We start from the raw sequence: 23,955 nt of genomic DNA, 5'->3' as shown, positions 1-23,955 counted from the left end.
CCAACGAGAGAGGCGGCTACCGGGTCCCTGCGGACTGATACCGACGGAGTCCGCGACCTGTTCTACCCGTCCGAGGGGTTCGCCTCGGACGGGTAAGGCCTGTCCCGCAATGTTGGACAGGAGTGTGAGTGAGGTTTTCTCGGGCACTCGTGCACACTGGAGATCGCACAAGGCCCGCGACCGGCATTCCTGCTGGTCACGGGCCTTTCATGAAAGTAGCCCCGACGGGTCACACAGCAGATGGATGCTGGACGTGCCGCTGGTCATCAGATCCGTTTGCTCGCTGGACCCATCTGTCGTATGAGTACCGGTTCGCGGTTCACTTCGGGTGAGCGTGAGTTCCGCCGGCGGGGCCGGCGGGGCCGCCAGGCCACCCTGGACGTCAGTGCGCCGGTCAGTCGACGCCTTCGATGATGCGGAAGTCGCGCTCGACGGCGTCGGAAAGGACGACCAGCGCCTCCTGGTATGCGGCGCTCTCGTGTGCCGCGACCGCCTGTTCAAAGGTGTCGAACTCGACCAGGACGGTGCGCTCGGCGATTCCGGCGTCGTGGGCGACGACCCGACCGCCACGGGCGAGCGTCCGCCCGCCCCCGGCCTGGACAGCCGGACCGGCCAGCTTGTTGTAGGCGGCTAGCTTCTCGGGGTCGGAAATGGTGCGGTAGACGCTGACCCAGTAGCCCTTGGCCATGGAAACCTCCTGTGTTCGGACAAGCGTGCCAGGCATCGAGTCGACACTCAGATTGATCGGCCCCGGCGACGGATCACCGGGCATTTCAGAGGGCGGCTCGCAAGGGACTGGCTGATTGTGGTGTGCTGTTGAGATAGGACGATGTCTCAGTTGGAGATGGACCCCTGCCTACGACTCGTACCAATCGCTCAGTTCACCAGGCACCCCTGTTCCGATGAAGTCGTGAACCAGTCCGTGGCCCAGCAGGCCGGCCCCCAGGGCGAACATGCGTGAGGCCAGTTCCGGGTTGCGGTGCAGTACCCGGAACAGTGTGAGCGGCTCGTGTGTCACGCCGGGAGGCATCCATCGGCGCAGTGCCTGGTCGATGGGCGCGGGGTATGGCGGGGTGAGCGGTTCGATGCGCGGCATGGGCACCTCTTGCTTCGGGTTTCGAATCACTATGATGCTTCGAAACCCGAAGCGCAAGGATGCGAGGTGCCGTCGGCGGGCCGCTCGCTGTTGCGGTGCTCGGGTTGCGGGTCGAGCATCGCCGCCCAGCGCTCCGACCACTGGACGAGGGGGCCGAGTGCGAGGCAGGCATCCCGCCCCATTGGAGTGAGCTCGTACCGGCTGTCGGGTAGTTGGTGAACCACGAGGGCATCCAGCAGTTCGGTCAGGCGCTGCCGCATCACGCTGGAGGACATGTCGTCGCACTGCTTCTGCAGGGGACGGAACCCAAGGGGGCCTCCGCGCAGCTCCCACAGGATGCGCAGGCTCCACCGCCGTCCGAACAGGTCGAGTGCGGCCATGAGGGGGCGACCGGTGGTCGAACCACGAACTGGCTTGCCGGGTTTTGGGGTTGGCATGGCGTGGAGTCCAGCCTCCAAGGTTGATGCTTCGGATTCCGAAACGCTACCATCGGCGATCGCTTCGGAAAACGAAACGAAGGGGACCCTCGTGGCAACCACCCACCCGCGTCGCCCCGCACCGTGCGCTGCGGAATCCCACGATCACTGCTTGAAAACACTACCTGCGCTGCAGCTGAGTCAGTGGTGGTGACCGCCAGGCTCAACCCCCGCTCGGAGATGCAGACCAGATGACCACGACACAGTTCCCTCGGCTTCCCTCGGCTGCGGGACGAACCGCCGTCGCCGCCGCCCTGGCCGGGGACGCCTCGGGGAACGACATCACCACCGCGTGGAGTGTTCCCGAAGACCTGGCGGCCACGGCCGAAGACCGCACCCGGCAGCGCGGCATTGCCGCCGGCCTCCCCACGGTCGCCGAGGTCTTCGCGCAGGTCGATCCCGAGGTCGAGATCGAGGCGAGCGTCGCCGACGGCGCCCGGCTGACCGACGGCGACGTCCTGTTGTGCCTGTCCGGTCCGGCGCGCAGCCTGATCACCCGGCGAGCGCACGGCGCTGAACTTCCTGCAGCGCCTGTGCGGCATCGCGACACTGACCGACCGCTACGTCCAGGCCGTGGCCGCGACCAAGACCCGCATTCTGGACACCCGCAAGACGGCACCGGGCCTGCGTGCCCTCGACAAGTGCGCGGTGACCGTCGGCGGTGGCCGCAACCACCGGCTCGACCTGGCGGCGATGGTCCTGTTCAAGGAGAACCACATCGCCGCGGCGGGCGGGTGACCGCAGCGATCGAGGCGGTCCGCAGCGGGATGGCGCGTAGCGGGCAGACGGTGGAGGTCGATGTCGAAGTGCAGACCGTGGCGGAAGCTGCTGAGGCGCTCGATGCCGGGACCCGCTGGATCATGCTCGACAACATGCCGTTGGCCGACATCGAGCAGGTGGTGAAGATCCGGGCCGGGCGGGCCGACGCTCCCCGGATCCTGCTGGAGGCCTCGGGTACCGTCCGCCTGGACGGTACCCGCGCCATCGCCGAAACGGGCGTCGACCTCATCTCGGTCGGAGCGTTGACGCACAGCGCGCTCGCACTCGACCTGACGATGCTGCTGACCACCGGCCCGGTGCCATGCCCGAGGTAGCGATCGTCGACGCGTGTCAGCGACAGCGCAGGGGTGGCAGCGCGACCGCCGTTCTGGACGACGCGCCGTTGGCCGACGAGGAACGATGCCGTGTTCCCACGGAGTTGGGAACGTCGCACGCCGTCTTCCTCCGCGCGACCGGAACCGAGCGCGCCCATCCGTCGTACACCCTCCGGTTCTTCACCGCCGCAGGCGAACTGCCCGCCTGCGGCCACGGCACCGTCGCCGCCCTCGCGCTGCTCGCCGAGCGTGAAGGCGGCGACGACTACCGCGCCGTCCTGCGGACGGCCCACCGCAGCTTCGACGGCCGGGCCACCCGAGACGGTGACAGCCTGACAGCATCGTTCGATCCAGGCCCGGTCAGCCTGAGCGACGCCCAAGGGCCCGAACTGGAGGCGATCGCACACGGCCTCGGACTGCCCGAGGACGCAGTCGCCGGGGACGCCTGCGTGGCGTCGAACGGACGGCCGAGGCTTCTGATGCCCGTCCGGTCCCGCGCCGTGCTGGCCGATCTCACCCCGGACTTCACCCTGCTGCGCGCAGCCTGCGACCGCCACGGTCTGCTGGGCTGCTACGCCTACTCGCTCCCGGACCGGCACGGCCGGGCGGCAGCCCGGATGTTCGCGCCGTCGATCGGAGTCCCCGAGGACATCGCCAACGCCAACAGCACGGCCTGCCTGGCCGCGCACTCGGCCGGATCCGGTACGGACCGCCTCATCGTCGACATGGGCGACCACCTCGGCTGCCCGTCGACCATCACAGCAACCGTTCACCACGACGGCGTGGAGCACCGAATCCGGGTCGGCGGCCAAGCGACGATCGCGCGAACGGTCGTGCGCTGAGGCCTGCGGTACTCAGGGCCGGTCAGGCTGCGTGCCGAGCAGAGCCGCCCACGGGCTGTCGGCCGGTGCGGCCAGGACGAAGCGTTCGTGCGGTGCGTCGGGCGGGAGCGGACGCCAGGCCATTCCCGCCTCGGCGCCGAAGGCGCTCGCCGACGCGGTGCTCGGCATGGGCGAGCCGGCACCGACCGAGTTGACGGACGCCGAGCCGGCGGACCTCGTGAAGCTGCGCGGAGGCGGGCGATGAGCACGGCGGACGACCACCGTGCGGAAGGCGGCGGGATGGGGGACGAGTACGACGACGAAGCGGCGGACGGGTGCGGCGAGGACCGGCGGGATGACCGGGACGAGCACGCCCGGACCTTCGAAGCCCTGCCTCCCGCGCGCGGGAGTGCCTTCGCACGGACCTGGTGGGGGCATGCCCGGCTGAAGGCCCTGGAGAACACCGCCCTCGACGGCGGGCAGGTCAAGGCGGGCAGGTCAAAGGCGGGCCGGCGGCTGGCGCGGGCCGGTGCGGTCGGAGCCGTCTCGGTGCGGCCGGGAAGAATCACGGCGGTGGTCAGGGACCCGGACCGCACAGCGCACCGCTCCGATGTGCTGGTCCAGCCGCTGAGCGATGCCGAGTGGGACCGGTTCCTGGCCATGACGGTCGAGCGCGCCGGGCACATCGCGGCCCTGTGTGAGCGCGACATTCCGCCGGACCTCGTGGCGGACGCCATGGCGGCCGGTGTCGAGCTGCTGCCCGGCGTCGGGGACCAGGAGCCCGCCTGCGACTGCGGTGCCCGGGACCACTGCGGTCACACCGCGGCCCTGTGCCATCAGGTAGCCCGGCTCCTCGACTCAGACCCGTTCGTCCTGTTCCTGATGCGTGGCCGGGCCGAACGGGACCTGCTGGACGAGCTCCAGGAGCGCACGCCGGCACCGGCCGACCACGACGCGCCCGGGACGGGCACCGCCGACCCGTACGGCCTGACCGGGGTGGACGCCGCGGAGACATACGTCTCCGGGGGCGTCCTTCCGCCGCTGCCCGGGCCGCCGCAGCCGCCCGCCGCGCCCGGGGGGCCGCCGTTCCTGGGCAGTGGCGTGGAACCGGTGCCCGGTATCGACGTCGACGGTCTGGAATGCATCGCAGCACGTGCCGCGGAGGAGGCCCACCGGCTGCTCACGGCGGCGCCCGCCCGGCGGAGGGGGACACCGCCCTGGGAGCTCACCGTGGCTCAGGACGCCGTCCGGATCGCGGCCGCACGGCCCGGCCCCGGCCAGGGCGCGGAAGCGGAGACCGCCGCCCGGCTGGCCGCCGGCAGCGGACGGGGCACCGCCGCCCTCTCCCGGGCCGTACGCGCGTGGGCGCACGGCGGGGTGGCCGCACTGCGGGTGCTCGAAGAGGAGCTGGAACCGGCCCCGGAGACGTAGGCACGCGCGCGTGCCGCACTCGACACGGCGTGGGACGACGACGAACGCCCGGGCCTTGGGAGGAGGGCCGGGAACCGCTGGACCACGGATGACGGCCGCGCGCGGGTGCGCCTCGATCTCGAGGGCCGCTGGTGGCCGAACCGCGAGGAGCACGGTCACCGGGCGCCGGCGGGGCCGGGCGCCCCTGATCCGGCCTCGGCCCTCGCCCAGGCCGTGGAGTCCGGCTGACAGCCCCGGCTCGGCAAGCTCCACGGAGCCGGACAGGCCAGGCCCGGACTCCATACGATCGCGGAAGAGGGGCGCCGCAAAGCCGCGTCCGGGGCCACGGGAGCACCCTCCCACGGCCCCGGCGCACGAGGTGCGGCGTCAGCCGCGCGCCGCCAGCAGGTGGTCCATCGCCAGCTGGTCGAGCCGCTCGAAGGCCATGCCGCGCCGGGCGGCGGCCTCCACGTCGAACTCCTCGAAGGCGCTCCGGTCGGCAAGCAGCCCGGACAGGCCGTCAGCGGCGGTGGGCTGGGCCAGCTCGTCCAGGCGCGAGGCCCGCAGCGCCTCCTGGACCTCCGGATCGGCGCGGAAGGCCGCAGCACGCTCCTTGAGGATGAGGTAGTTGCGCATGCACCCTGCGGCCGAGGCCCACACGCCCTCGAAGTCCTCGGTCCGCGGGGGCTTGAAGTCGAAGTGCCGCGGGCCCTCGTACCCGCCGCGCTCCAGGAGGTCCACGAGCCAGAAGGCGGCACGGAGGTCACCGGCACCGAAACGCAGGTCCTGGTCGTACTTGATGCCCGACTGGCCGTTCAGGTCGATGTGGTAGAGCTTGCCCGCCCACAGCGCCTGGGCGATGCCGTGCGGGAAGTTGAGGCCCGCCATCTGCTCGTGGCCGACCTCCGGGTTGACGCCGTACAGCTCCGGCCGCTCCAGACGCTCGATGAAGGCGAGCGCGTGGCCGACGGTCGGCAGAAGGATGTCGCCGCGCGGCTCGTTCGGCTTGGGCTCGATCGCGAAACGGATGTCGTACCCCTGGGAGGTGACGTACTCGCCCAGCAGGTCGAAGGCCTCCTTCATGCGGTCGAGCGCGTCCCGTACGTCCTTCGCGCCGCCGGACTCCGAGCCCTCACGGCCGCCCCAGGCCACATAGGTCTTGGCACCCAGCTCCACCGCGAGGTCGATGTTCCGGATCGTCTTGCGGATGGCGTACCGGCGCACGTCGCGGTCGTTGGCGGTGAAGCCGCCGTCCTTGAAGACGGGGTGCGTGAACAGGTTCGTGGTGGCCATCGGCACCACCATGCCGGTGGCGTCGAGAGCCTGCCGGAAGCGCTTGATGTGGGACTCGCGCTCCGTCTCCGTGGCACCGAACGGAATCAGGTCGTTGTCGTGGAAGGTGACGCCGTAGGCACCGAGCTCGGCCAGGCGCTGCACGGACTCGACCGGATCGAGGGCCGGACGGGTGGCGTCGCCGAAGGGGTCCCTCCCCTGCCAGCCGACGGTCCACAGACCGAAGGTGAACCTGTCCTCGGGGGTGGGCTGAAAACTCATGACACGGCTCCTCGCTCGCTCACGCTATTTCGTCATGGCACTTTACAAATTAGTATGCATACGCAGCCCTGGGAAGCCGGGGAGCGCAGATCGCGACGGATCGCACACCGCAGGCCCCTGCATCCGGTGATCCGACGAGAACAGTTCAAACAGGTCCGGTACACGCCGCAGAAACGGAGAGCCCGATGACAGCAGCCGATGGACCACTCGTCGTCGGGGTGGACTCGTCCACCCAGTCCACGAAGGCCCTGGTCGTCGATGTCGCCACCGGACGTGTCGTGGCGAGCGGGCAGGCCGGGCACACGGTGACGTCGGGCGCCGGCCGGGAGAGCGATCCGGAGCAGTGGTGGAGCGCCCTCCTGGAGGCGCTGGCCCAGTGCGGTGACGCGGCACACGAGGCGGCGGCGGTCTCGGTGGGCGGCCAGCAGCACGGTCTTGTCACCCTGGACGCCCAGGGCAATCCGGTACGCCCGGCGCTGCTGTGGAACGACGTGCGTTCGGCACCCCAGGCGCAGCGGCTCATCGAGGAGCTGGGCGGCGCGAAGGAGTGGGCCGACCGCTTCGGCAGCGTCCCCGGGCCGTCGTTCACGGTCACCAAGTGGGCCTGGCTCACCGAGCACGAGCCCGAGGCGGCCCGTGCCACGGCCGCGGTCCGGCTCCCCCACGACTACCTGACCGAGCGTCTGACGGGCACGGGCACCACCGACCGCGGCGACGCCTCGGGGACGGGCTGGTGGGCGTCGTCCACCGAGTCGTACGACGAGGACATCCTGGGCCGGGTGGGACTCGATCCTGCGCTGCTGCCCCGTGTCGTGCGCCCCGGGGAGGTCGCAGGCACGGTCCGCGACGGCAGCGACCTGCCGTTCGCGAGGGGCACGCTGGTGGCGCCCGGCACCGGCGACAACGCGGCCGCCGCGCTGGGCCTCGGCCTGCGGACCGGAACCCCCGTCCTCAGCCTCGGCACGTCCGGCACGGTCTACGCCGTGTCCCAGAGCAGGCCGTCGGACCCCACCGGTATCGTCGCCGGATTCGCCGACGCCCGGGGCGACTGGCTGCCCCTGGCGTGCACCCTCAACTGCACGCTCGCCGTCGACCGGATCGCCGCCTTGCTCGGCCGGGACCGCGAGGCGGTGGAACCGGGCGGCGAGGTCACCCTCCTGCCGTACCTGGACGGCGAGCGGACCCCGGCACTGCCCGGCGCTTCGGGTCTGCTGCACGGTCTGCGGCACGAGACGACGGCCGGGCAGTTGCTCCAGGCGGCGTACGACGGCGCGGTCCACTCGCTGCTGGGCGCGCTGGACCTGGTACTCGACGCGGCTGCGGACCGCTCGACTCCGCTGCTGCTGATCGGCGGCGGAGCCCGGGGCACCGCCTGGCAGCAGACGGTACGCCGGCTGTCCGGGCGGCCGGTGCAGATCCCCGAGGCCAAGGAGCTGGTCGCCCTGGGTGCCGCCGCCCAGGCCGCGGGCGTCCTGACGGGCGAGGACCCCGCGGCGGTCGCCCAGCGGTGGGGCACGGCCGAGGGTCCGGTGCTGGAGGCCGTCGAGCGGGACGAGGCGACACTGGAGCGGATCAGCGCGGTGCTCTCCGACGCCGCACCGCTGCTCGACCGGGCGTGACCGCACGCTTGACCGGGCCCGTGGCACCCGCCACGGGCCTCCCGCACAGAGGACCCACCGTATGACCGCACCCCTGCACGAGGCAGGCAACGGCACTCCCGACACACAGCAGGGGATGCGCCGCAGGAACCTCTCCCGAGTGATGCACGCGATCGCCGCCGACGGCCCCATGTCGCGTGCGGCGGTCGCCTCGCGGATCGGGCTCACCCGGGCAGCCGTCTCCACCCTGGTGGACGAGCTGATCCGGGCCGGCCTCCTTCAGGAGCTGGGTCCCGAGCGGCCGGGGCGGGTCGGGCGCCCGGGCTCCGCGCTCGCGGTCAGCGGCAGCGGCCCGGCCGGCGTCGGGGCGGAGGTCGGTGTGGATCACCTCGCCGCGTGCGTCGTCGACCTCCGCGGGGACGTGCGGGCCCGCGCCGAGCGCCATGTCAGCAACAGAGGCCGCGCTCCCGAACCGGTGATCGCGGATCTGACGGCACTGGTCCGGCAGGTGATCGACGCGGTGGCCACGGAGGGACTCCGGCCGGCCGGACTCGCCGTGGCGGTTCCCGGGCTGGTGGCACGGGACAGCCGTACGGTCGTCAGGGCACCCAACCTGAACTGGCACGACACCGACCTCACCGACCTGCTGCCCGCGCACCCGCCGGTCACGGTGGACAATGAGGCCAACCTCGGTGCCCTCGCGGAACTGTGGCTCGGCCGGCCGGCCCCGGGCGACTTCGTCCATGTGTCCGCCGAGATCGGCATCGGTGCCGCGGTGGTGGTCGACGGACGGCTGCTGCGCGGCACTCGGGGGTTCGCGGGTGAGCTCGGCCATGTGCCGGTGCATCCGGAGGGGCCGCCGTGCGCGTGCGGCGGGCAGGGGTGTCTGGAGCAGTTCGCGGGCGAGGAAGCCGTCTTGCGCGCAGCAGGGCTCGACCCTGGCGAGGGGCGTGTCGGGCTGCTCGCCGAGCGGGCCGCCGAAGGGGATCAGCGGGTGCGGAAGGCGTTGCGGGAGGCCGGCACCGCGATGGGCATAGCGCTCACCGGCACGGTCAATCTGCTCGATCCGCAGTCCGTGGTGCTGGGGGGCTCGCTGTCACGCCTGGCGCCGTGGTTGCTGCCGTCGCTGGAGGCAGAGTTGGAGCGGCGCACGGCGAGCCCGGCCTGCGGGATCGCCGTGTCGCATCTGGGGCCGGAGGGTCCGCTGCTCGGCGCCGCGCACTCCGTCGTCCGGGCGGTGCTGGACGATCCGGCCGGCGTCGCCAACGCGACCTGAGGCTCGCCCCGCGGTGGGCCCGCGCTGGGTAAGTCCTCGGGTGCTTCGGCTCCACGACGTGAAGGACGGTTCCGTCAACGTCGCCCGCGCCCGCGCCGAGCCGGGCGACGCCCATGCTGCCGTAGAGACCGCCCACGAAGCCCTGGGCGGCGGGCCCAGCCGAGGCGGACGCCGAGTTCTCCGGGCGTGCGACGGAGCTTTACGTAGCCCTGTGGAATCACATACCCCTGCCTGTGGTCAAGGATGACAAGACGCTCGCAGAGCTATGGCGCACCTCCTCGATGACCTTACAGGAGGTCTGGGTGAACCTCCGTGGAGACCGCGTCTCACCGTCCGAGCGTTTGGGGCGTGAGTAGTTGACGACACTGAAACCAGGCTGGGGAGCCAGAGGGAGACCGGCGAGCTGGAGGAGGTGAGCTCGGCTGCCTCCCCGGTGCGTCAGAGGAACCCCGGCTCAGGCGAGCAGGACGGCCCGCCGTGGCCGCCGGCCACAGGCGCCGCGCGTCGGGGCTCGGGTGCGCCTCGACGGGGCCACCCGCTCCGGCCGCCCGCCCGCAGGGCGCCGGCCGCCCGGCGGAGCCCGCCGGACCCGTCCGCCATGAGGCCGTACGGACCAACCCCAGCCGTCATCACCACGGCCCCATCTACACCGTCCGCTGCTCTCCGCCGGGATCTCGCCGCCCGCCCCGAACGCCTCACGGGCACCACCCGCCCCGGCTCCACGCCCCCGCCGCGGCGGCATTGACGGCGCAGCCGCGCAGTCCGTTTACCGCGATACCTTATTTTTACCTGTGATCTCTTCGACACGTCGTCCCGTTGTGAGCGCAAGGAGAGACCACGATAATCAGCTGTAATGTGCAATAAGCCCCGAGCACGTCATGGGGGTGGGAGGAAAGTGCTTCACTCAACCGTGGCCGGTACGGCATACCGAACAGCACTCGACCGAGCTGCCCAATTATCGGCGTCTCCGCTGAGCAGTGACTCCTCGATACTTCACGGAGGAGGCCACGAGAAAGGCCTCAGATTCACGATACTGGGCCCGGTCACCGCCTGGGACGGGGCGACCGAACTCGACCTGGGAAGTCCACAGCAGCGCGCAGTACTCGCCATTCTCCTCATGCATGCGGGCACATACGTCTCGCTTGAGCGCATTGTCGAAGGCGTGTGGGGCTCCCATGCCATCGCCACCGCGGAGAAGACCGTCCGCACTTATGTGTACCGGTTACGCCGAGTCCTGGGTGCCGGAAGAGCGGGCCAGCCGCCTGTCATCACCTCGGCGACCGGCGGATATCTGGCCAATTTATCACCGGAGATGCTGGATTTCAATATCTTCGACCGGCACAGACGGAGAGCCGATACCGCCCGCAAGACGGGAGATGTGGCCACCGCTCTGCGTCACCTGAGAGCCGCGCTTGCCCTCTGGGACGGAAACACGGCACTGAGCGGAATCCCAGGAGAATCCGCCGAGCGACAGCGCTCGTACCTGGAGGAGTTGCGGCTGTCCACGCTGGCGACGTGCCTCACCCTGGACCTGGAGATGGGAATGGTGAGCTCCGCCGTGGCGGAACTCGCGGGGTTGGTTGCCGACCACCCCGTGGACGAGCGTTTCCGAGCCCTGTACATGATGGCTCTCTACCGCAGCGACCGGCGTGCGGACGCGTTGCAGACCTACAGCGAGGCACGCTCGGTGCTCTCCGAGGAACTCGGCATCGATCCGAGCGGCGTGCTGCAGCAGCTCTACATGCGCATACTGCGTGACGATCCCGACCTGGTGCCGAGCGGGTCGGCTCCCGCGAAGCCCTCCCCGACGCGCCGGGGAGAGGCGCCCGCGCCGGCGCAGCTCCCGCCCGATCTCCCGGCGTTCGCCGGCCGTGCCGCAGAACTCGCGGAGTTGGACAGGTGCCTGGCGTCGCGCGACGCCGGGCTGCCTCCCCTCGTGGTCAGCGGCATGGGTGGAACGGGAAAGAGCACTCTCGCGATCCATTGGGCCCACCGGATCGGGCACCTCTTCCCGGACGGGCAGGTCTATGTCAACCTCCGTGAGGCCGACCGCTCTCGCACTGCCGCCATGCATGCGAGCCGTCTGGTGCTCGAAAGCTACGGAATCGACACATCACGTCTGCCTCAGGACCGTCTGGCGCGGCAGTCCTACTACCGCAGCGCGCTGAGGGGGCGGCGATTCCTGCTGCTGCTCGACGGCGCCGAGCGTGGTGAGCAGGTGCTGGAACTGATGCCGGGTTCGTCCGACTGTCTCATCGTCGTCACCAGCCGGAACCAACTCTCCGACCTCACCATCAGGTGGGGTGCGCGGAATCTGCAGCTGTCCGGTCTTCCTCCGCTGGAGGCCCGGGAGTTCTTCACCAAGCGCATGCGGCTCACCGCCGTGTCGCCGCATCCCGACGTGATCGACCGGATCATCGAGGCCTGCGACGGACTTCCGCTGGCTCTCGCCATTGTCACCAGCTATGTGACACGGTGTCCCGACTGCGCCCTGCGGGAGATCGCCGGGCGCATGGAAGAGAAGGGCCCCCTTGAGGCCCTTGGCGCCATGAACGCCTTCGCCGACGTGAGTGCCGCCTTCGACGGGCCGTATTCCTCTCTCGACCCGACGACCGCCGAACTGCTCAGGGGACTGGCAGAGCTCCCTGACACCCTGTACGGGCCGGAGCAGTGCGCGGCTCTGTCGGGCCGCCCGGTCCGTGAAACCCTCACGCTGATCCGCGGCCTGTTGGAGTCGAGTCTTCTGACGCGTGTTTCCTCGTTCACCTACACGATGCCCAGTCTCCTGCGCACCTACCTGAGAGAGCGGAAGGCGACCCTTCCGGAGAGTGCCGGAGGCCGGACTGCCGAAGGCCTCGTTCTCCCCTCTCCGGGGACGGTACACGCCTGACGACGGTAGCCGCCTGAAGAGGGATTCCGTGCTCGTTCGACTCCTGCGCGTCCGTCTCGCTCCCTATCGCGGAGACATCGCGACGCTGGCGGCGTTCCAGTTGCTGGGGACCGCCGCCAACCTGTTCCTCCCCACCCTCAACGCACAGATCATCGACAACGGCGTCGTGAACGGAGACACGGACTACATCCTGGGTGCCGGCGGCCTCATGCTGGCCGCCAGCGTGTTCCAGATCGTCTGCGCCATGGGAGCCGTACGCCACAGCGCTCGCACGGCCGCGGCCTTCGGACGTGATGTGCGCGCAGCGGTCTTCGCACACGTGCAGACGTTCTCCGAGCAGGAGATGCAGCGGTTCGGTACGGCCTCGCTGGTGAACCGCACCACGAACGACGTCCAGCAGGTACAGAACGCCGTACTGACCTCGCTGACGCTGGCGGTGACCGCTCCCCTCATGTGCGCCGGAGGGATCGTCATGGCCCTCGGTCAGGACGTGCCGCTGTCGGCGGTCCTGATCGCAGTGGTGCCGGCGATGGGAGTCCCGGTCGGTCTCATGGTCCGTCGGCTGCGGCCGCTGTACCGCCGTATGCAGAGGAGAATCGACCGCGTCAACCGGGTACTGCGTGAGCAGATCACCGGCGGCCGGGTGATCCGCGCCTTCGGCCGGGACGCCTACGAACGCGACCGCTTCAGCGAGGCCAACCACGCGCTGGTGAGCATGCAGTCCTCGACGGGGCGCCTGATGGCGCTCATGTTCCCCACGGTGATGACAGTCGTGAACCTGGCCTCGATCGCGATCATCTGGTTCGGTGCCGGCCGCATGGACCGGGGCGCGTTGGACATCGGGGCGCTGACCGCCTTTCTCTCCTACCTGACCCAGGTCGCCACATCCGTGCTGACGGCCAGTCTCATGTTCATGATGCTGCCGCGGGCCGAGGTGTGCGCGGAGCGCATCCAGGAGGTACTGGACACCCACCCCTGCGTCGTGCCACCAGTCGCCGCCGTAACCCAGGTGCGCAGGCGCGGCCGGCTGGAGATACGGGGTGTGGGCTTCCGCTATCCGGGCGCAGAGGAACCGGTGCTCAGACGGGTCGACCTGGTGGCCGATCCCGGGGAGACGATCGCCGTCGTCGGTTCGACGGGCAGTGGCAAATCGACTCTGCTGAATCTCGTTCCGCGGCTGATGGAGCCCAGCGAGGGCCTTGTCCGGGTGGGGGACCAGGATGTGCGCGCCCTCGATCCCCGGCTTCTCGCGAAGGCCGTCGGTATCGTGCCTCAGCGGCCCTATCTTTTCGCCGGCACGGTGGCCACGAACCTGAGGTACGGAAATCCGGACGCCACCGACGAGGAATTGTGGCATGCCCTCGCGGTGGCGCAGGCCAGGCAATTCGTGATGGCCTTGGAGGGCGGGCTCGACGCGCCCATCGCCCAGGGCGGACGCAATGTCTCGGGCGGACAGCGGCAGCGGCTCGCCATCGCGCGGACCCTTGTGCAGCGCCCCGACATCTATCTGTTCGACGACTCATTCTCGGCGCTCGACCATGCCACGGACGCCCGACTGCGGACCGCTCTGAAGAAGGAGACGGCGGAGGCGACGGTGCTGATGGTCACGCAGCGCGCGACGACCCTCGCGGGCGCCGACCGCATCGTGGTGCTCGACGCGGGCCGGGTGGTGGCGACGGGTCGGCACGAGGAACTGGTCTCCTCCAGCGCGGCCTACCGGGAACTCCTCTTCTCCGAGCAGCCCTCCGCGGAGGCGGCCGTGCCGCCAGCCGGCTCCTCGTCCCCGTCGCCGACACTGCCCTCGCCGCGAGTCTGACCGGCTCCGCTGCGGCACCCGCCGTCGCGGATCGCCGCCCGGTCGGCCGTGGAGAACCCCGGCCAACAATTGACATGACCTCGTCACATTCCGCGCGTCCGGCCGAACCCGCTGACGCCGGAACGCGCCGTACGTCGGCATGCGGAGGATGAAATATCTATCTGGTGACTATCTCGGCTCGCGATGCTCTCTGAGGACGCACTCGAATGCGCCTGTACCTGCACAAAAGACACCGTAAAGAGTCACCGATCAATTGGTAACGTCCGCGCCGGTTACCGGCTGCTCCGGGGTACGGAGCGCGGACGTCGTAATCGACGAGGTTGCAAATGGTCTACCAAGAAACTGTGGCCGGACAGGTCGGTATTGATTACGGCTCGGCTGCCCGTGCTCTGACCATGTCGGGGGAGATCCGCGGACTCGAAGCCTCGCTACTGGAATTCGCTCGGGAACACGGGCTCACCTGTGCCGAGCTGCCCTCGAACTCCGAGGACCGGGTGCAGCTCAGCCTGGTCGGGGACCAGGTGCAGCTCTTCGTGTTCGGCCGGTCGACGCCGGCACAGCACGGAGGCACCCTGGCGCTTCCCCCGGAGGGAGTCACCCGGACCGAGGTCATCCTGACCGCGAGCGGAGTCCGCGCCGCCGGGCCACCGGCCCTCCTCGACGACCTCACCGCGTACCTCCGGGCCCGGAACTGCGCCTATTCGGCGGCGGAGGCCGAGAGCATCATCGCGGCGATGCCGATCCTCAACCGGTACGCGGAACCCGATGAGGCGCTGAAGTCGTGGGCGCTGATCTTCCGGGATCACTACGTCGAGAACAGCGTCGGCTTCCTGCATGCCTTCGTGCAGGCCGGGCTCGACCCCCAGTGGATCTACGCCCTCGCCAAGGGGGACAGGACCTCCCACCGCGACCGGGTCCACGCGTGGTTCCTCCAGCGGGGGTACCGCAGTGCGGTGCTCGACAACTCCGTCATCAACGGCACGGCGTCCGACGAGGAGGTGCGGCACGCCGCGGAGGTCGGTGCCGACGTCAATGACTTCATCCGGGCCGCGCACAGGGCCGGTCGTCGCGTCCTCATCATCGACGACGGCGGACTCATCGCGCAGGGCGGGGCCGCCGAGGGGCTCGGCTACGAGAAGGCCGACGCGGCCATCGAGTTGACGGTCAGCGGCCTCAAGCGCATCTCGGGTTCGCGGGTGGAGATCCCGGTGTTCAACATGGCCCGTTCCGCGCTGAAGACCCACCTCGGGTACAACGAGATCGCCGACTCCTGTCTGCGCCGTATCCGGGCCCTGCTGGGCGGGCAGAAGTTCCTCGGCCGCCGGGTGGTCTGTCTGGGCTTCGGGACGCTGGGGGCCCGCCTGGCCAGAGCACTGCGGGCCGTCGGCAGCCGCGTCGTCGTCGTGGACACGGACGCGCTCGCTCTGGTGCGTGCCGCGGAGGAGGGTTTCGAGACGGCGCGTTCCCTGCGCTCCGCGCTCCTGCTCGGCGCACCGTTCCTGGTGACGGGCAGCACCGGAGAGGTGGCGATCGGCATGGGCGACCTCGACGCGCTGCCGGACGGCGTCCATCTCGCGGGCTTCGCCACGAAGGACTTCAGTTTCTTCTCCCAGAACCTCCAAGACCTGCCCTGCCGGCCGGTGGCGGACTGCGGAACGGAGTACACCCTCCCGACCGGAGCCCGCGTGGTGCTGCTGGGCGACGGACGCTCGCTCAACCTGTTCGACTACGAGGGCATCCCGAACCAGGGCTACGACGCCTACCGGGCCGGCACGTTCATCGTCGCCAAGGCCGTCTGCCGCTCACTGTGGGAGATGCCGCCGGGCGTGTACGTCTCCGAGGTCGACGGCCTGATCGACTCGGCGGGCCTCTTCGACCTCTACTACGACACGTACATCGACCGCGGCGCCCGGGAGCCTCTCCCCGCCGCCGGCCTCGCGGCCTCGACGGGCAGGCGCCCGTGATGAACGGGGCGCCGCAGGTGTGCGTCGTCGGCTTCGGCAAGGTCGGCCGGCTGCACCACCGCCTGCTCCGCGAACTGGGCGCCACGGTGGTCGTCGTGGACCCCCACTCCCCCGGTACTGACGGTGCCTGGTGGCGGACGATCGAGGAGGTGCCCGCGGGAACGGTCGACGTGTGGCTCGTCTGCACCCCGACTTCCGCACACCTGACCTGCCTGCGCCGCATCCTCGCCGTCGAGCCGGACGCCCGTGTGATCGTGGAGAAACCGGCCTGCGCCCCGTCGGAGGTCGACGAGCTCGCGCACCTCGTGAGCCAGGGCGCCGCCGGGCGGATCGCCCTCATGGACCAGTACGCCCACGCCCACGCCCTCGCGGAGTTCGTAGGCCGCTTCCGCACCGTCGCCGAGCGGTACCCCCTCCACGAGGTGCGGATCGAGTTCAGCAAGGACCGTTCGCAGGACGCGCTCCGGGGCCGGTTCGTCGACCGGGACTACGGCGTCTTCGGCTACGAGTGGCTGCACATGCTGACCTGTCTGCGCACCGTGCTCGGCGATCAGGAGTACGACCGCTACCTCGCGACGGCGGCCAGGCCGGTCGTCAGGACGGCTGACGAGGAGCTGGGACTGGCCAGCGCCCGGGAGCACAGCAGCGTCAGCGGTGTCGGCATCGATCTCTACTCCAGCACCGGAGGGCAGGACGTCCAAGGCGACCCGGCGGGCTGGTCCAGCGACTACCTCACCGGCCGGGGCGGGCGCCGGCGCGTCGTCGAGCTCCGAGCGGGACCTGCCCTGCTCACCCTGCAACTCGATCCGGCCGTCACCGCGGACGGCAGGGAACTCCCGCTCAACACCCACCTGCTCACCGTCCGGACCCCCGACACCCATCGGGCCTGGACCGTCAGCGACTCCCCCATGCGTTCCGCCCTCCGGTGCTACCTCGACTACCTGCTGCGGGGACTGGGCGCCCCTCCGACGGATCTGCGCTCACTGCGGCGGTTGGTGACGACGGCGAACGCCCTCTCATACGCCCCGTAGAGCCCGAGTCTCCGTACGAAAGTGCGCCGGGGCACCGGGGCGCCCCGCCGCCGGACGTGCACTGCGCAAGCCGACCTCCCCGGACCCGTGCCGGTCCGGTATCCGCACCCATTGAAAAGGGAACTCCCCGTGGCCCACATTCGGTTTGTCATCCCCGAGGATGAGTTCGAGCGTGTCTTCTTCCAGATGCCGGTGGACGTCGCCTACGCGGCGGCCGTCCTACGGAACCAGGGGCACGAGGTCAGCGTCTGGGACCGGCGGGTGGAGGCCACTCCCCCGAGCGGGAACACCGCCGTCGACGGCCTCGTCCTCGTCACGGCGATAGCCGACCGCGCCCAGTGTTACCCACTGGACATCGGCCCGATTCGCGAAGCCGCCCGCAGCGCGCGGCTGCATCACCCCGGGGCCTGGCTGCTCGCCGTCGGCCCACACCCCACTCAGCTGCCCGAACCCACCAGGGCCGACCTCGGCGTCGACCACGTCGCCGTGGGCGAGGTGGACGCCGCCGCGGTGCACGGCGTGGCGCAGGTCCTCGCACACCCGGACACCGCGCCCGCCGTGCTCGTACCGCCGGCCGACGCCGCCGCCTACGACCTGGAGCACCTGCCCCTTCCGGCGTACGACCTGCTGAAGCTGGACTCCTACCGCGCCGAGATGTTCGACGGCCACCAGCTGTACCAGGGACCGAGCGGCATGGTCTTCGCAGCCCGTGGGTGCACCTACGGTTGCACGTTCTGCCACCTCCCCTTCGGCACGCGCATGCGGACCCGGCCGGTGCACCGGGTGCTGGCCGAGGTCGAGGAGCTCACGCTGCGGGGCGTCTCCACCCTGTTCTTCCTCGACTACGTCTTCGGGATCAACCGGGCCTTCTACGGGGAGCTGTGCCGCGGGCTGCGGCAACGCGATGTCACCTGGCTCGGCCAGACGAGGACCGAGGTCGTGCTCAAGAGCAACGTCGAGGAGTGGGCGGAGGCGGGGTGCCGGGGCATGTGGCTCGGCGCCGAGTCGCCCGCGGTGGCCATGGCCGGCGTGAACAAGAACGTCACGGACACGCAGATCAGGGAGGCCATACACAAGCTGGAGAGCGCCGGTATCCAGCCGTTCGCCTTCGTCATCCTCGGCCTGCCGGGCGACCCGGCGTGTCTGAGCGGGCAGATCGTCGACTGGGCGGCCGACCTGCCGGCGAAGTTCGGCATCAACCAGTTGTTCCTGCGCCCCGGGACCTCGCTGTACACCGAGCTCGCCCCCCGGTACTCCGGCGGCAGGATGCCGGCGACCTGGGACGAGGTGAAGGCCGCCACCGACGCCTACCGGCGGGACTACCCCGTCGACCTGGACGCGCTGGAGGCCAGGCTCCTGGCCCTGCCGAACAACCTCGGGAACGCCATGGCCGAGCTCTGACCGTTCCGCCGCACCTCATCACCACCCGGAGAATCATGTCCCGAGTACTCATCAGTGCGCCGATCCCCTACGCCGACGCCCGGCCGCACCTCGGCTACGCTCTGGACCTCGTCCATGCGGACGCGTTGGCCCGCCACTTCGACCGCGACGCCACGGTCCACCGGGTGACGGGCGTCGACGAGAACCCCCTGTCGGTGCTCCGTGCCGCCGAGGAGAACGGGGCCACCCCCGCGGCCTTCGTCCGGCAGCGGGCGGAGGGCTTCAAGGAGCTGCTCGCCGCCCTTCAGGCCCCCTTCGAGCAGGTCGTCCGGACCAGTGCCGACACACGCCACGCCCGGGGGGTGCAACGCCTGTGGACGCACTGCCTGGACCGGGGCGACCTGGTCCAGCGGCGCTACACCGGTCGGTACTGCCCGTCGTGCGAGCGGTTCGTGTCCGAGCCGGACGCGGTGCGCTGCCCCGACGACGACACGGTACTGGTCGCCCGCACCGAGCAGAACTGGTACTTCACACTCTCCCGGCACACCGAGCGGCTCAGGGAGCTCGTCGAGAGCGGTCGTCTCGTCATCCGCCCGGAGCCGTTCCGCCGGGAGACGCTGGCGCTGCTCGACCAGGGCCTCGAGGACATCAGCGTCTCCCGGTCCGCGGACCGGGCGCACGGCTGGGGCATCCCCGTACCCAACGACCCGGACCAGGTCGTCTACGCGTGGTTCGACGCCCTGGCCGCGTACACCAGTGCCTACCGCGGCGCCGGGGAGCAGGAGGAGGCGTGGCTGTCGGCGCGTCGGCTGCACGTCATCGGAAAGAACATCCTCCGCTTCCACACCGTGATCCTGCCGGCCATCCTGCTGTCGGCCGGTGACCGCCCGGACGCGGAGGTGCTGGTCCACGGGCACCTGCGGCTCGCCGATCCCACCGCCGCCCGCAGCGCCCTGGAGTACGACCCGATCGCCATGGTGCGGGACTACGGGGTCGAGCCCGTCCGGTGGTGGCTGCTCAGGGACGGGCCGGCGAGCGGGGACTCCGCCTTCAGCGTGGCACTCATGCTGGAGCGCGCGAACGAGGACCTGACCCACGGCATCGGCAACCTCTGCCACCGGCTCTCCAGCATGGTGTGGCGCTACCGCGCCGGTACCGTGCCGCGCGCGGACCGGCGGGCGGAACCGGTCCTCGCCCCCCGCCTCGCCGAGGCCCGGCGCGCGATCGACGGTCATATGCGCGCCTACGAGCTGCGGCCGGCCACGCAGGAGCTGATGGCCGTCGTCGGGGTGGTCAACCGGTATCTCGAAGCGAAGGAGCCATGGGCGCTCGCCAAGGCGGAACGGGACGGTGACCCGTCGGCGGCGCCGGAGCTGGACACCGTGCTGGCCGAGACGGCGGCGGCCCTCGGGGAACTCGCCGACCTGCTGGGTCCCTTCCTCCCGGGCGCCGCGCAGGGTCTGCGTGACCGGTGCGCCCCGCCGGGAGGGCGACTGCCCCGGCCTGCGAAGCTGTTCCCCGCCTACGAGAGCGCCGAGCCCGGTGTCGGCGGGGAGCGTGTGCCGTCATGACGGGCGCCGGACTGGCCGTGGCCCGGCGGATCGGGGCGCTGGAGGACCGGTGGCGCCCCTTCGTCAGAGGGCTGTACACGACGCCGGAGTGGCTGCGGCCGTACGAGAGCACCGGCGCCGAGCGGCGGTACGCGGTCGTCGGCCCGGCGCGCGGTACGGGTGCGGCGCTGCTGGTGGAGCGCCTGGACGACCGGCAGGGCCTGAGCCACAACCCGGCCGCGCTGCTGTACCGGGATTTCGCCGATCTCGGACCGCACCTCAGCCGGGACGAGAGCGCTGCCCTCGACTCCGCCCGCGCCGCGCTCGCCGCCGCGGGCACGCGTCTGTTCCCGAGCGCCGTCGCCGTGCTTCCCGGTGCGTTCCTGCCGGGAGTCCTGCGGGAGGACCCGGATGACGCCGGTGTCGTCGAGCGGGCGCTCGACGTCCTGGAGGACGTGTCGGAGGATCTGGGCGCCGTCACCACCGCCTGTGCTCACGTGCCCGAGCACGACGGGGTGCTGTCGACGGCACTGGCCGAACGCGGCTATGTGTCCTTCGCGTGCCTCGCCGAGTGTGTGCTGCACACGCCCTGGTGTGACCTCGACGGCTACTTCTCGGCGATGTCGCAGCGCCGCCGCTCCCGGGCGCGGCGGGAGATCCGGGACTTCAGGGCGTCAGGGGCCACCCTCGTGGACGCGCCCGTGGAGTCCCTGGACGAGCGGCACGCGCGACTGCACGTCACGCACATGGCCAAGCTCGGCCACACCGTCTCCTCGGAGCTGGCGCACCGGATCGTGTGCGGTATCCGTGACCACCTCGCTCCGCACGCACGGCTGCTCGAGGCGCACCACGCCGGAGAGCTCATCGGCTTCCTCGTCTACTACGTCGCCGACGGGCTCCTCCACCCGAAGTTCCTCGGGCTGTCGGAGGCGGCCGCCGAGGTGCCCTACACGTACTTCAACCTCGCCTACTACGCCATGGTCGAGCGCGCCGTGGCGGCGGGGGCCGACGGACTGGTCATGGGCCCGGAGGCGTACGACGCCAAGGCGCTGCGCGGCTGCGACCACGAGGTCAGGGTCCTGCACCTCAAGGTGCCTCCGCAGGCGCGGGAGCCGGTGGCAGCCGTGGCCGGTCTCCTCGACGGGGGCTACCGCAGGCGGATCGCCGCCAATCCGTGGTCACCGTTCGTACCGGCACACACGGACCGGCCCCGGGCGGGGTCCGCGTCCCCGACGAAGGGAGCAGCGTGCTGCGCTTCGGAATCATCGGCTGCGGAGTGATAGGCGGCCTGTTCGGCCGGCTGCTGTCCGGGGCCGACGAGGTGTCCGCCGCGGCGTTCGCGGGGCGGGCCGAGCTCGTCGCGGTCGCGGCCGCGCGCCCCGACCGGGCACGGGCGGCGGCCGCGGAACTCTCCTGCGCCGCGGAGACCGTCGAGGGTCTGCTCCTACGGAAGGACATCGACGCGGTCTGCGTGTGCACCCCGAGTGGCACGCACGCGGCCGTGGGCGGACAGGCGCTCGCGGCGGGCAAGCACGTGCTCGTGGAGAAGCCGATCGATGTCACGCTGGACGCCGCGGACCGGCTCATCGCCGCGGCGGACAAGGCGGGACGCGTGCTCGGCGTGGTCTCGCAGCACCGGTTCGACCCCTCGGCACGGCTCGCGCACGACGCCATCGCCGCGGGGGAGCTGGGCCGCGTCGCGTCGGTGGTCGTCGAGGTGCCGTGGTGGCGGGGGCAGTCGTACTACTCCTCCGCGTCCTGGCGGGGCACCACCGCGCTCGACGGCGGCGGCGCCCTCATGAACCAGGCGATCCACTCCGTGGACCTGGCCCAGTGGTTCGCCGGGCCGGTGGCGGAGGTCAGCGGGCACACCGCGCGGAGCGCCCACCGCTCGCTCGAGGTGGAGGACGTGGCGACCGCCAGCCTGCGCTTCACGAGTGGCGCCCTCGGTGTCCTGCTCGCGACCACGGGCGCCTACCCGGGGCGCACCTCCCGGGTCAGCGTGAACGGAGACCGGGGCTCCCTGGTCCTGGAGAACGACGAGCTGGTGTACTTCCACGCCCGCGCGCAGGGCGCGGCACCCGTGGGTTCCCACGGCGCGTACGGCAGCCACAACCAGGCGGCGGAGCGGCTCGCCGCAAGCGGCCGGACGGACGGCGGACGGGACGCGACGGGACTGCTGCGCCAGCCCCACCGGGACCAGCTTCTGGACTTCGTCTCGGCGGTGACGGCCGGGACCGAGCCCGCCGTCCGCGGACGCGAGGCCCGGCGCGCGCTGGAAACCGTCCTCGCCGTCTACCGGTCCGCAGCGAGGACCGAATTCATACGGATATTCGACTGAGGGAGAGGGCCGTGAACGCGAGCCAGACCATGGACGGTGCCGTGGCGAGCCGTCCGACCAGTGCCGCACTGTTCTCCTCACCGTGGTTCCGGAGCGCCGGTGCGCTGCTGTCGGCGACCGTGGTCGACGAGGAGGACGCCATACGTTTCCGGCTGAACGTGACGGACGGGAGGGAGGACGGGGCCGCGCAGAGCGTTCTGCTGCTGCTGGACCGGAACACCGACGGCCTCAGGTGCGTGCCGTGGACCGAGTCCCCCCGGCCGAACCTGGAGATCACCCTGAGCCGCGACCAGGCGGCCGCCCTCCTCTTCGGCAATGCCGCGGAGCGGGCACGGCTGCTGGAGGACGACGGGATCCTCGTGGTCGGCGTGTTCCAGTACCTGTACTACGTGGACCGCGCCCTTCAGCAGGACCGGGTGAACGCGCTCGCCCGGCTGCGTCGGCTGACCGCGGACCTGCCGGCCGGCATCGGCCGGCCCTGCTGGCCGGAGCCCCGGCCGGGCGGCCTCCTTCGGGACCATGTGGACGCCACCGACGGTGCGGGCGAGATGCTGCCCCGGACCATGGCCGCGTTGCGGGCCGAGATCCCGTCGTCCACGCCCGGCGCCCAGCTGTACGTCTCACACGCGCCGTCCGGCAGGTCCGCCTCGGTCGCCCTGGGCGAGTGCAGGCCCGGCGTGCCCTTCGACCGCGAGGCCCTGGCGCAGTGGAACTGCTGCGCGAAGCCGTTGGGCGCGGTGGCCGTGGGGCAGTTGTGGGAACGGGGTCTGCTCGATCCGTCGGCGCCCGCCGCCGAGTATGTGCCGTGGTTCTCCGGGCAGGGCCGGGAGACCGTCACCATACGGCAGTTGCTGACGCACACGACCGCGCTGCCCGCCGCGTTCGATCCCTTTCACGGCCGGCTGGTCATCGACCGTGCGGGCCGCCGGGAACTGCTGAGCAGGCTGGTCGTTCCGGCCGGCTCCGAGGCGGGCGGGCAGCACAACTACAGCGCCAAGTGGGCCTGGTTCCTCCTCGCCGAGGTGGTGCAGGCGGTCGACGGCCGCGACTACGACACCTACCTCGCCGAGGAGATCCTGCGGCCCTGCGGCATGACGCTGAGCAGGTCGTTCCTGAGCCCCGAGGAGTACGGCCGGCTGGCCGGCCGGCTGCCGGTCAGGTACATCAGCGGCGACGGCAGGACCGCGCAGCCCAGCTACTGGTTCAGTACGGAGGCCGCATGCACCACCTCGCTCCCCGGTGCGAGCCACCGCGGGCCGATGTCGGACCTCGGGCTGCTGCTCGAGATGCTGCTGCACGACGGCGAGGCACCCGGCGGCCGGGTCCTGATGCCCCAGACGGTCGCGGCGCTCACGGGCCGGCAGCGCGCCGGGGTGACCGACCGGTTCGGCAATGCGGACTGGGGCCTTGGATTCCGCATCGAATCACACCATCTCGGGGCGCTCTACACCGCGTTCAGCAAGCATGCCTCGCTGCGTAGCTACGGCCACTACGGACTGTGGACGAACGTCGGCTTCGCCGACCCGGACGCAGGGCTCGTGGTGGCCCTGCACTTCAACGGGCAGACCTGGCACGAGGAGCACCTGGCTCGCATGCTCCGGGTCGACGACGCCGTCTACGAGGACCTCGGCCTCGTCCCGTAGCCGGCCGCACGTGCG

18 protein-coding genes and 3 pseudogenes are annotated in these 23,955 nt (G+C 71.0%); 16 read left to right on the top strand and 5 right to left on the bottom strand.

Features of this window, described 5'->3' with window-relative positions; all coding sequences use genetic code 11:
• Positions 1-394 precede the first annotated feature (394 nt).
• From ACSMXW_RS34545 to ACSMXW_RS34535, 3 genes and pseudogenes are all read right to left on the bottom strand, one after another.
• Entirely contained in the window at positions 395-688 is a 294-nt protein-coding gene (locus ACSMXW_RS34545; RefSeq protein ID WP_391432481.1) for a DUF1330 domain-containing protein, read from the bottom strand.
• Between the two features lie 225 nt (positions 689-913).
• A pseudogene (locus tag ACSMXW_RS34540) lies at positions 914-1,096 on the bottom strand (carboxymuconolactone decarboxylase family protein); the annotation flags it as partial.
• 29 nt (positions 1,097-1,125) lie between these two features.
• Positions 1,126-1,533, bottom strand: a complete 408-nt coding sequence (locus tag ACSMXW_RS34535) for a winged helix-turn-helix transcriptional regulator (protein ID WP_485802205.1) — start codon at positions 1,531-1,533, stop codon at positions 1,126-1,128.
• A 230-nt stretch (positions 1,534-1,763) separates the two neighbouring features.
• On the opposite strand from ACSMXW_RS34535, the pseudogene ACSMXW_RS34530 reads away from it, so the two are divergent.
• From ACSMXW_RS34530 to ACSMXW_RS34515, 4 genes and pseudogenes are all read left to right on the top strand, one after another.
• Positions 1,764-2,054: pseudogene (locus ACSMXW_RS34530) on the top strand (hypothetical protein); the annotation flags it as partial.
• A gap of 91 nt (positions 2,055-2,145) precedes the next feature.
• Positions 2,146-2,310, top strand: coding sequence for a hypothetical protein (locus ACSMXW_RS34525; RefSeq protein WP_485808492.1), 165 nt, complete (start codon positions 2,146-2,148; stop codon positions 2,308-2,310).
• On the top strand, positions 2,307-2,666 hold the full coding sequence (locus ACSMXW_RS34520; protein ID WP_485808490.1) for a beta/alpha barrel domain-containing protein: 360 nt from the start codon (positions 2,307-2,309) through the stop codon (positions 2,664-2,666). Before ACSMXW_RS34525 ends, ACSMXW_RS34520 begins: the two co-directional genes overlap by 4 nt.
• Positions 2,654-3,508, top strand: a complete 855-nt coding sequence (locus ACSMXW_RS34515) for a PhzF family phenazine biosynthesis protein (protein ID WP_485802203.1) — start codon at positions 2,654-2,656, stop codon at positions 3,506-3,508. Before ACSMXW_RS34520 ends, ACSMXW_RS34515 begins: the two co-directional genes overlap by 13 nt.
• A 12-nt stretch (positions 3,509-3,520) precedes the next feature.
• Here ACSMXW_RS34515 and ACSMXW_RS34510 read toward each other — a convergent pair whose 3' ends face one another.
• A complete protein-coding gene (locus ACSMXW_RS34510) occupies positions 3,521-3,676 on the bottom strand; it encodes a hypothetical protein (RefSeq protein ID WP_485802202.1) in 156 nt (51 codons plus the stop codon).
• A gap of 111 nt (positions 3,677-3,787) precedes the next feature.
• Here ACSMXW_RS34510 and ACSMXW_RS34505 point away from each other — a divergent pair.
• Positions 3,788-5,146 (top strand): annotated as a pseudogene (locus ACSMXW_RS34505) (SWIM zinc finger family protein).
• A gap of 138 nt (positions 5,147-5,284) precedes the next feature.
• On the opposite strand, the gene xylA reads toward ACSMXW_RS34505, so the two are convergent.
• The gene (gene xylA / locus ACSMXW_RS34500; protein WP_485802200.1) at positions 5,285-6,451 is read right to left on the bottom strand and encodes a xylose isomerase; all 1,167 of its coding nucleotides are present in this window, start codon (positions 6,449-6,451) and stop codon (positions 5,285-5,287) included.
• 185 nt (positions 6,452-6,636) lie between these two features.
• Here xylA and xylB point away from each other — a divergent pair, with 185 nt between their 5' ends.
• The 11 genes from xylB to ACSMXW_RS34445 all read left to right on the top strand — a co-directional run bounded on the left by xylB (position 6,637) and on the right by ACSMXW_RS34445 (position 23,940).
• Positions 6,637-8,070: a xylulokinase gene (gene xylB / locus ACSMXW_RS34495; RefSeq protein ID WP_485802198.1), complete on the top strand. Its 1,434-nt coding sequence runs from the start codon at positions 6,637-6,639 to the stop codon at positions 8,068-8,070.
• A 61-nt stretch (positions 8,071-8,131) separates the two neighbouring features.
• Positions 8,132-9,325, top strand: a complete 1,194-nt coding sequence (locus ACSMXW_RS34490) for an ROK family protein (RefSeq protein ID WP_485802196.1) — start codon at positions 8,132-8,134, stop codon at positions 9,323-9,325.
• Positions 9,326-10,178: 853 nt separating this feature from the next.
• Entirely contained in the window at positions 10,179-12,215 is a 2,037-nt protein-coding gene (locus ACSMXW_RS34485; protein ID WP_485802194.1) for an AfsR/SARP family transcriptional regulator, read from the top strand.
• Positions 12,216-12,243: 28 nt separating this feature from the next.
• Positions 12,244-14,031 carry an ABC transporter ATP-binding protein gene (locus ACSMXW_RS34480; protein ID WP_485802193.1) on the top strand — a complete coding sequence of 596 codons (1,788 nt, stop codon included), beginning with the start codon at positions 12,244-12,246 and terminating at the stop codon, positions 14,029-14,031.
• Between the two features lie 395 nt (positions 14,032-14,426).
• On the top strand, positions 14,427-15,995 hold the full coding sequence (locus ACSMXW_RS34475) for a Rossmann-fold NAD(P)-binding domain-containing protein (RefSeq protein WP_485802191.1): 1,569 nt from the start codon (positions 14,427-14,429) through the stop codon (positions 15,993-15,995).
• Positions 15,995-17,026, top strand: coding sequence for a Gfo/Idh/MocA family oxidoreductase (locus tag ACSMXW_RS34470; protein ID WP_485802189.1), 1,032 nt, complete (start codon positions 15,995-15,997; stop codon positions 17,024-17,026). The genes ACSMXW_RS34475 and ACSMXW_RS34470 overlap by 1 nt, the downstream gene beginning before the upstream one ends.
• 129 nt (positions 17,027-17,155) lie before the next feature.
• Positions 17,156-18,427, top strand: a complete 1,272-nt coding sequence (locus tag ACSMXW_RS34465) for a B12-binding domain-containing radical SAM protein (RefSeq protein ID WP_485802187.1) — start codon at positions 17,156-17,158, stop codon at positions 18,425-18,427.
• 35 nt (positions 18,428-18,462) lie between these two features.
• The gene (locus tag ACSMXW_RS34460) at positions 18,463-19,977 is read left to right on the top strand and encodes a methionine--tRNA ligase (RefSeq protein WP_485802185.1); all 1,515 of its coding nucleotides are present in this window, start codon (positions 18,463-18,465) and stop codon (positions 19,975-19,977) included.
• Positions 19,974-21,236 carry a GNAT family N-acetyltransferase gene (locus ACSMXW_RS34455; RefSeq protein ID WP_485802183.1) on the top strand — a complete coding sequence of 421 codons (1,263 nt, stop codon included), beginning with the start codon at positions 19,974-19,976 and terminating at the stop codon, positions 21,234-21,236. The genes ACSMXW_RS34460 and ACSMXW_RS34455 overlap by 4 nt, the downstream gene beginning before the upstream one ends.
• Complete coding sequence (locus tag ACSMXW_RS34450; RefSeq protein ID WP_485802181.1) at positions 21,203-22,297, top strand: Gfo/Idh/MocA family protein; 1,095 nt, start codon at positions 21,203-21,205, stop codon at positions 22,295-22,297. The genes ACSMXW_RS34455 and ACSMXW_RS34450 overlap by 34 nt, the downstream gene beginning before the upstream one ends.
• Positions 22,298-22,308: 11 nt before the next feature.
• The gene (locus ACSMXW_RS34445; RefSeq protein ID WP_485802179.1) at positions 22,309-23,940 is read left to right on the top strand and encodes a serine hydrolase domain-containing protein; all 1,632 of its coding nucleotides are present in this window, start codon (positions 22,309-22,311) and stop codon (positions 23,938-23,940) included.
• Positions 23,941-23,955: the final 15 nt, after the last annotated feature.

The sequence above is a fragment of the Streptomyces sp. DSM 116793 genome (assembly GCF_057320905.1).
This window is presented reverse-complemented; position numbering and strand designations above follow the sequence as displayed.

Excerpts from the sequence above, each read along its gene's own strand:
- ACSMXW_RS34545 (WP_391432481.1), bottom strand. The coding sequence starts at position 688 with ATGGCCAAGGGCTACTGGGTCAGCGTCTACCGCACCATTTCCGACCCC.
- ACSMXW_RS34535 (WP_485802205.1), bottom strand. The coding sequence starts at position 1,533 with ATGCCAACCCCAAAACCCGGCAAGCCAGTTCGTGGTTCGACCACCGGT.
- ACSMXW_RS34515 (WP_485802203.1), top strand. The coding sequence starts at position 2,654 with ATGCCCGAGGTAGCGATCGTCGACGCGTGTCAGCGACAGCGCAGGGGT.
- ACSMXW_RS34510 (WP_485802202.1), bottom strand. The coding sequence starts at position 3,676 with ATGCCGAGCACCGCGTCGGCGAGCGCCTTCGGCGCCGAGGCGGGAATG.
- xylA (WP_485802200.1), bottom strand. The coding sequence starts at position 6,451 with ATGAGTTTTCAGCCCACCCCCGAGGACAGGTTCACCTTCGGTCTGTGG.
- xylB (WP_485802198.1), top strand. The coding sequence starts at position 6,637 with ATGACAGCAGCCGATGGACCACTCGTCGTCGGGGTGGACTCGTCCACC.
- ACSMXW_RS34490 (WP_485802196.1), top strand. The coding sequence starts at position 8,132 with ATGACCGCACCCCTGCACGAGGCAGGCAACGGCACTCCCGACACACAG.
- ACSMXW_RS34485 (WP_485802194.1), top strand. The coding sequence starts at position 10,179 with ATGTGCAATAAGCCCCGAGCACGTCATGGGGGTGGGAGGAAAGTGCTT.
- ACSMXW_RS34475 (WP_485802191.1), top strand. The coding sequence starts at position 14,427 with ATGTCGGGGGAGATCCGCGGACTCGAAGCCTCGCTACTGGAATTCGCT.
- ACSMXW_RS34470 (WP_485802189.1), top strand. The coding sequence starts at position 15,995 with ATGAACGGGGCGCCGCAGGTGTGCGTCGTCGGCTTCGGCAAGGTCGGC.
- ACSMXW_RS34460 (WP_485802185.1), top strand. The coding sequence starts at position 18,463 with ATGTCCCGAGTACTCATCAGTGCGCCGATCCCCTACGCCGACGCCCGG.
- ACSMXW_RS34455 (WP_485802183.1), top strand. The coding sequence starts at position 19,974 with ATGACGGGCGCCGGACTGGCCGTGGCCCGGCGGATCGGGGCGCTGGAG.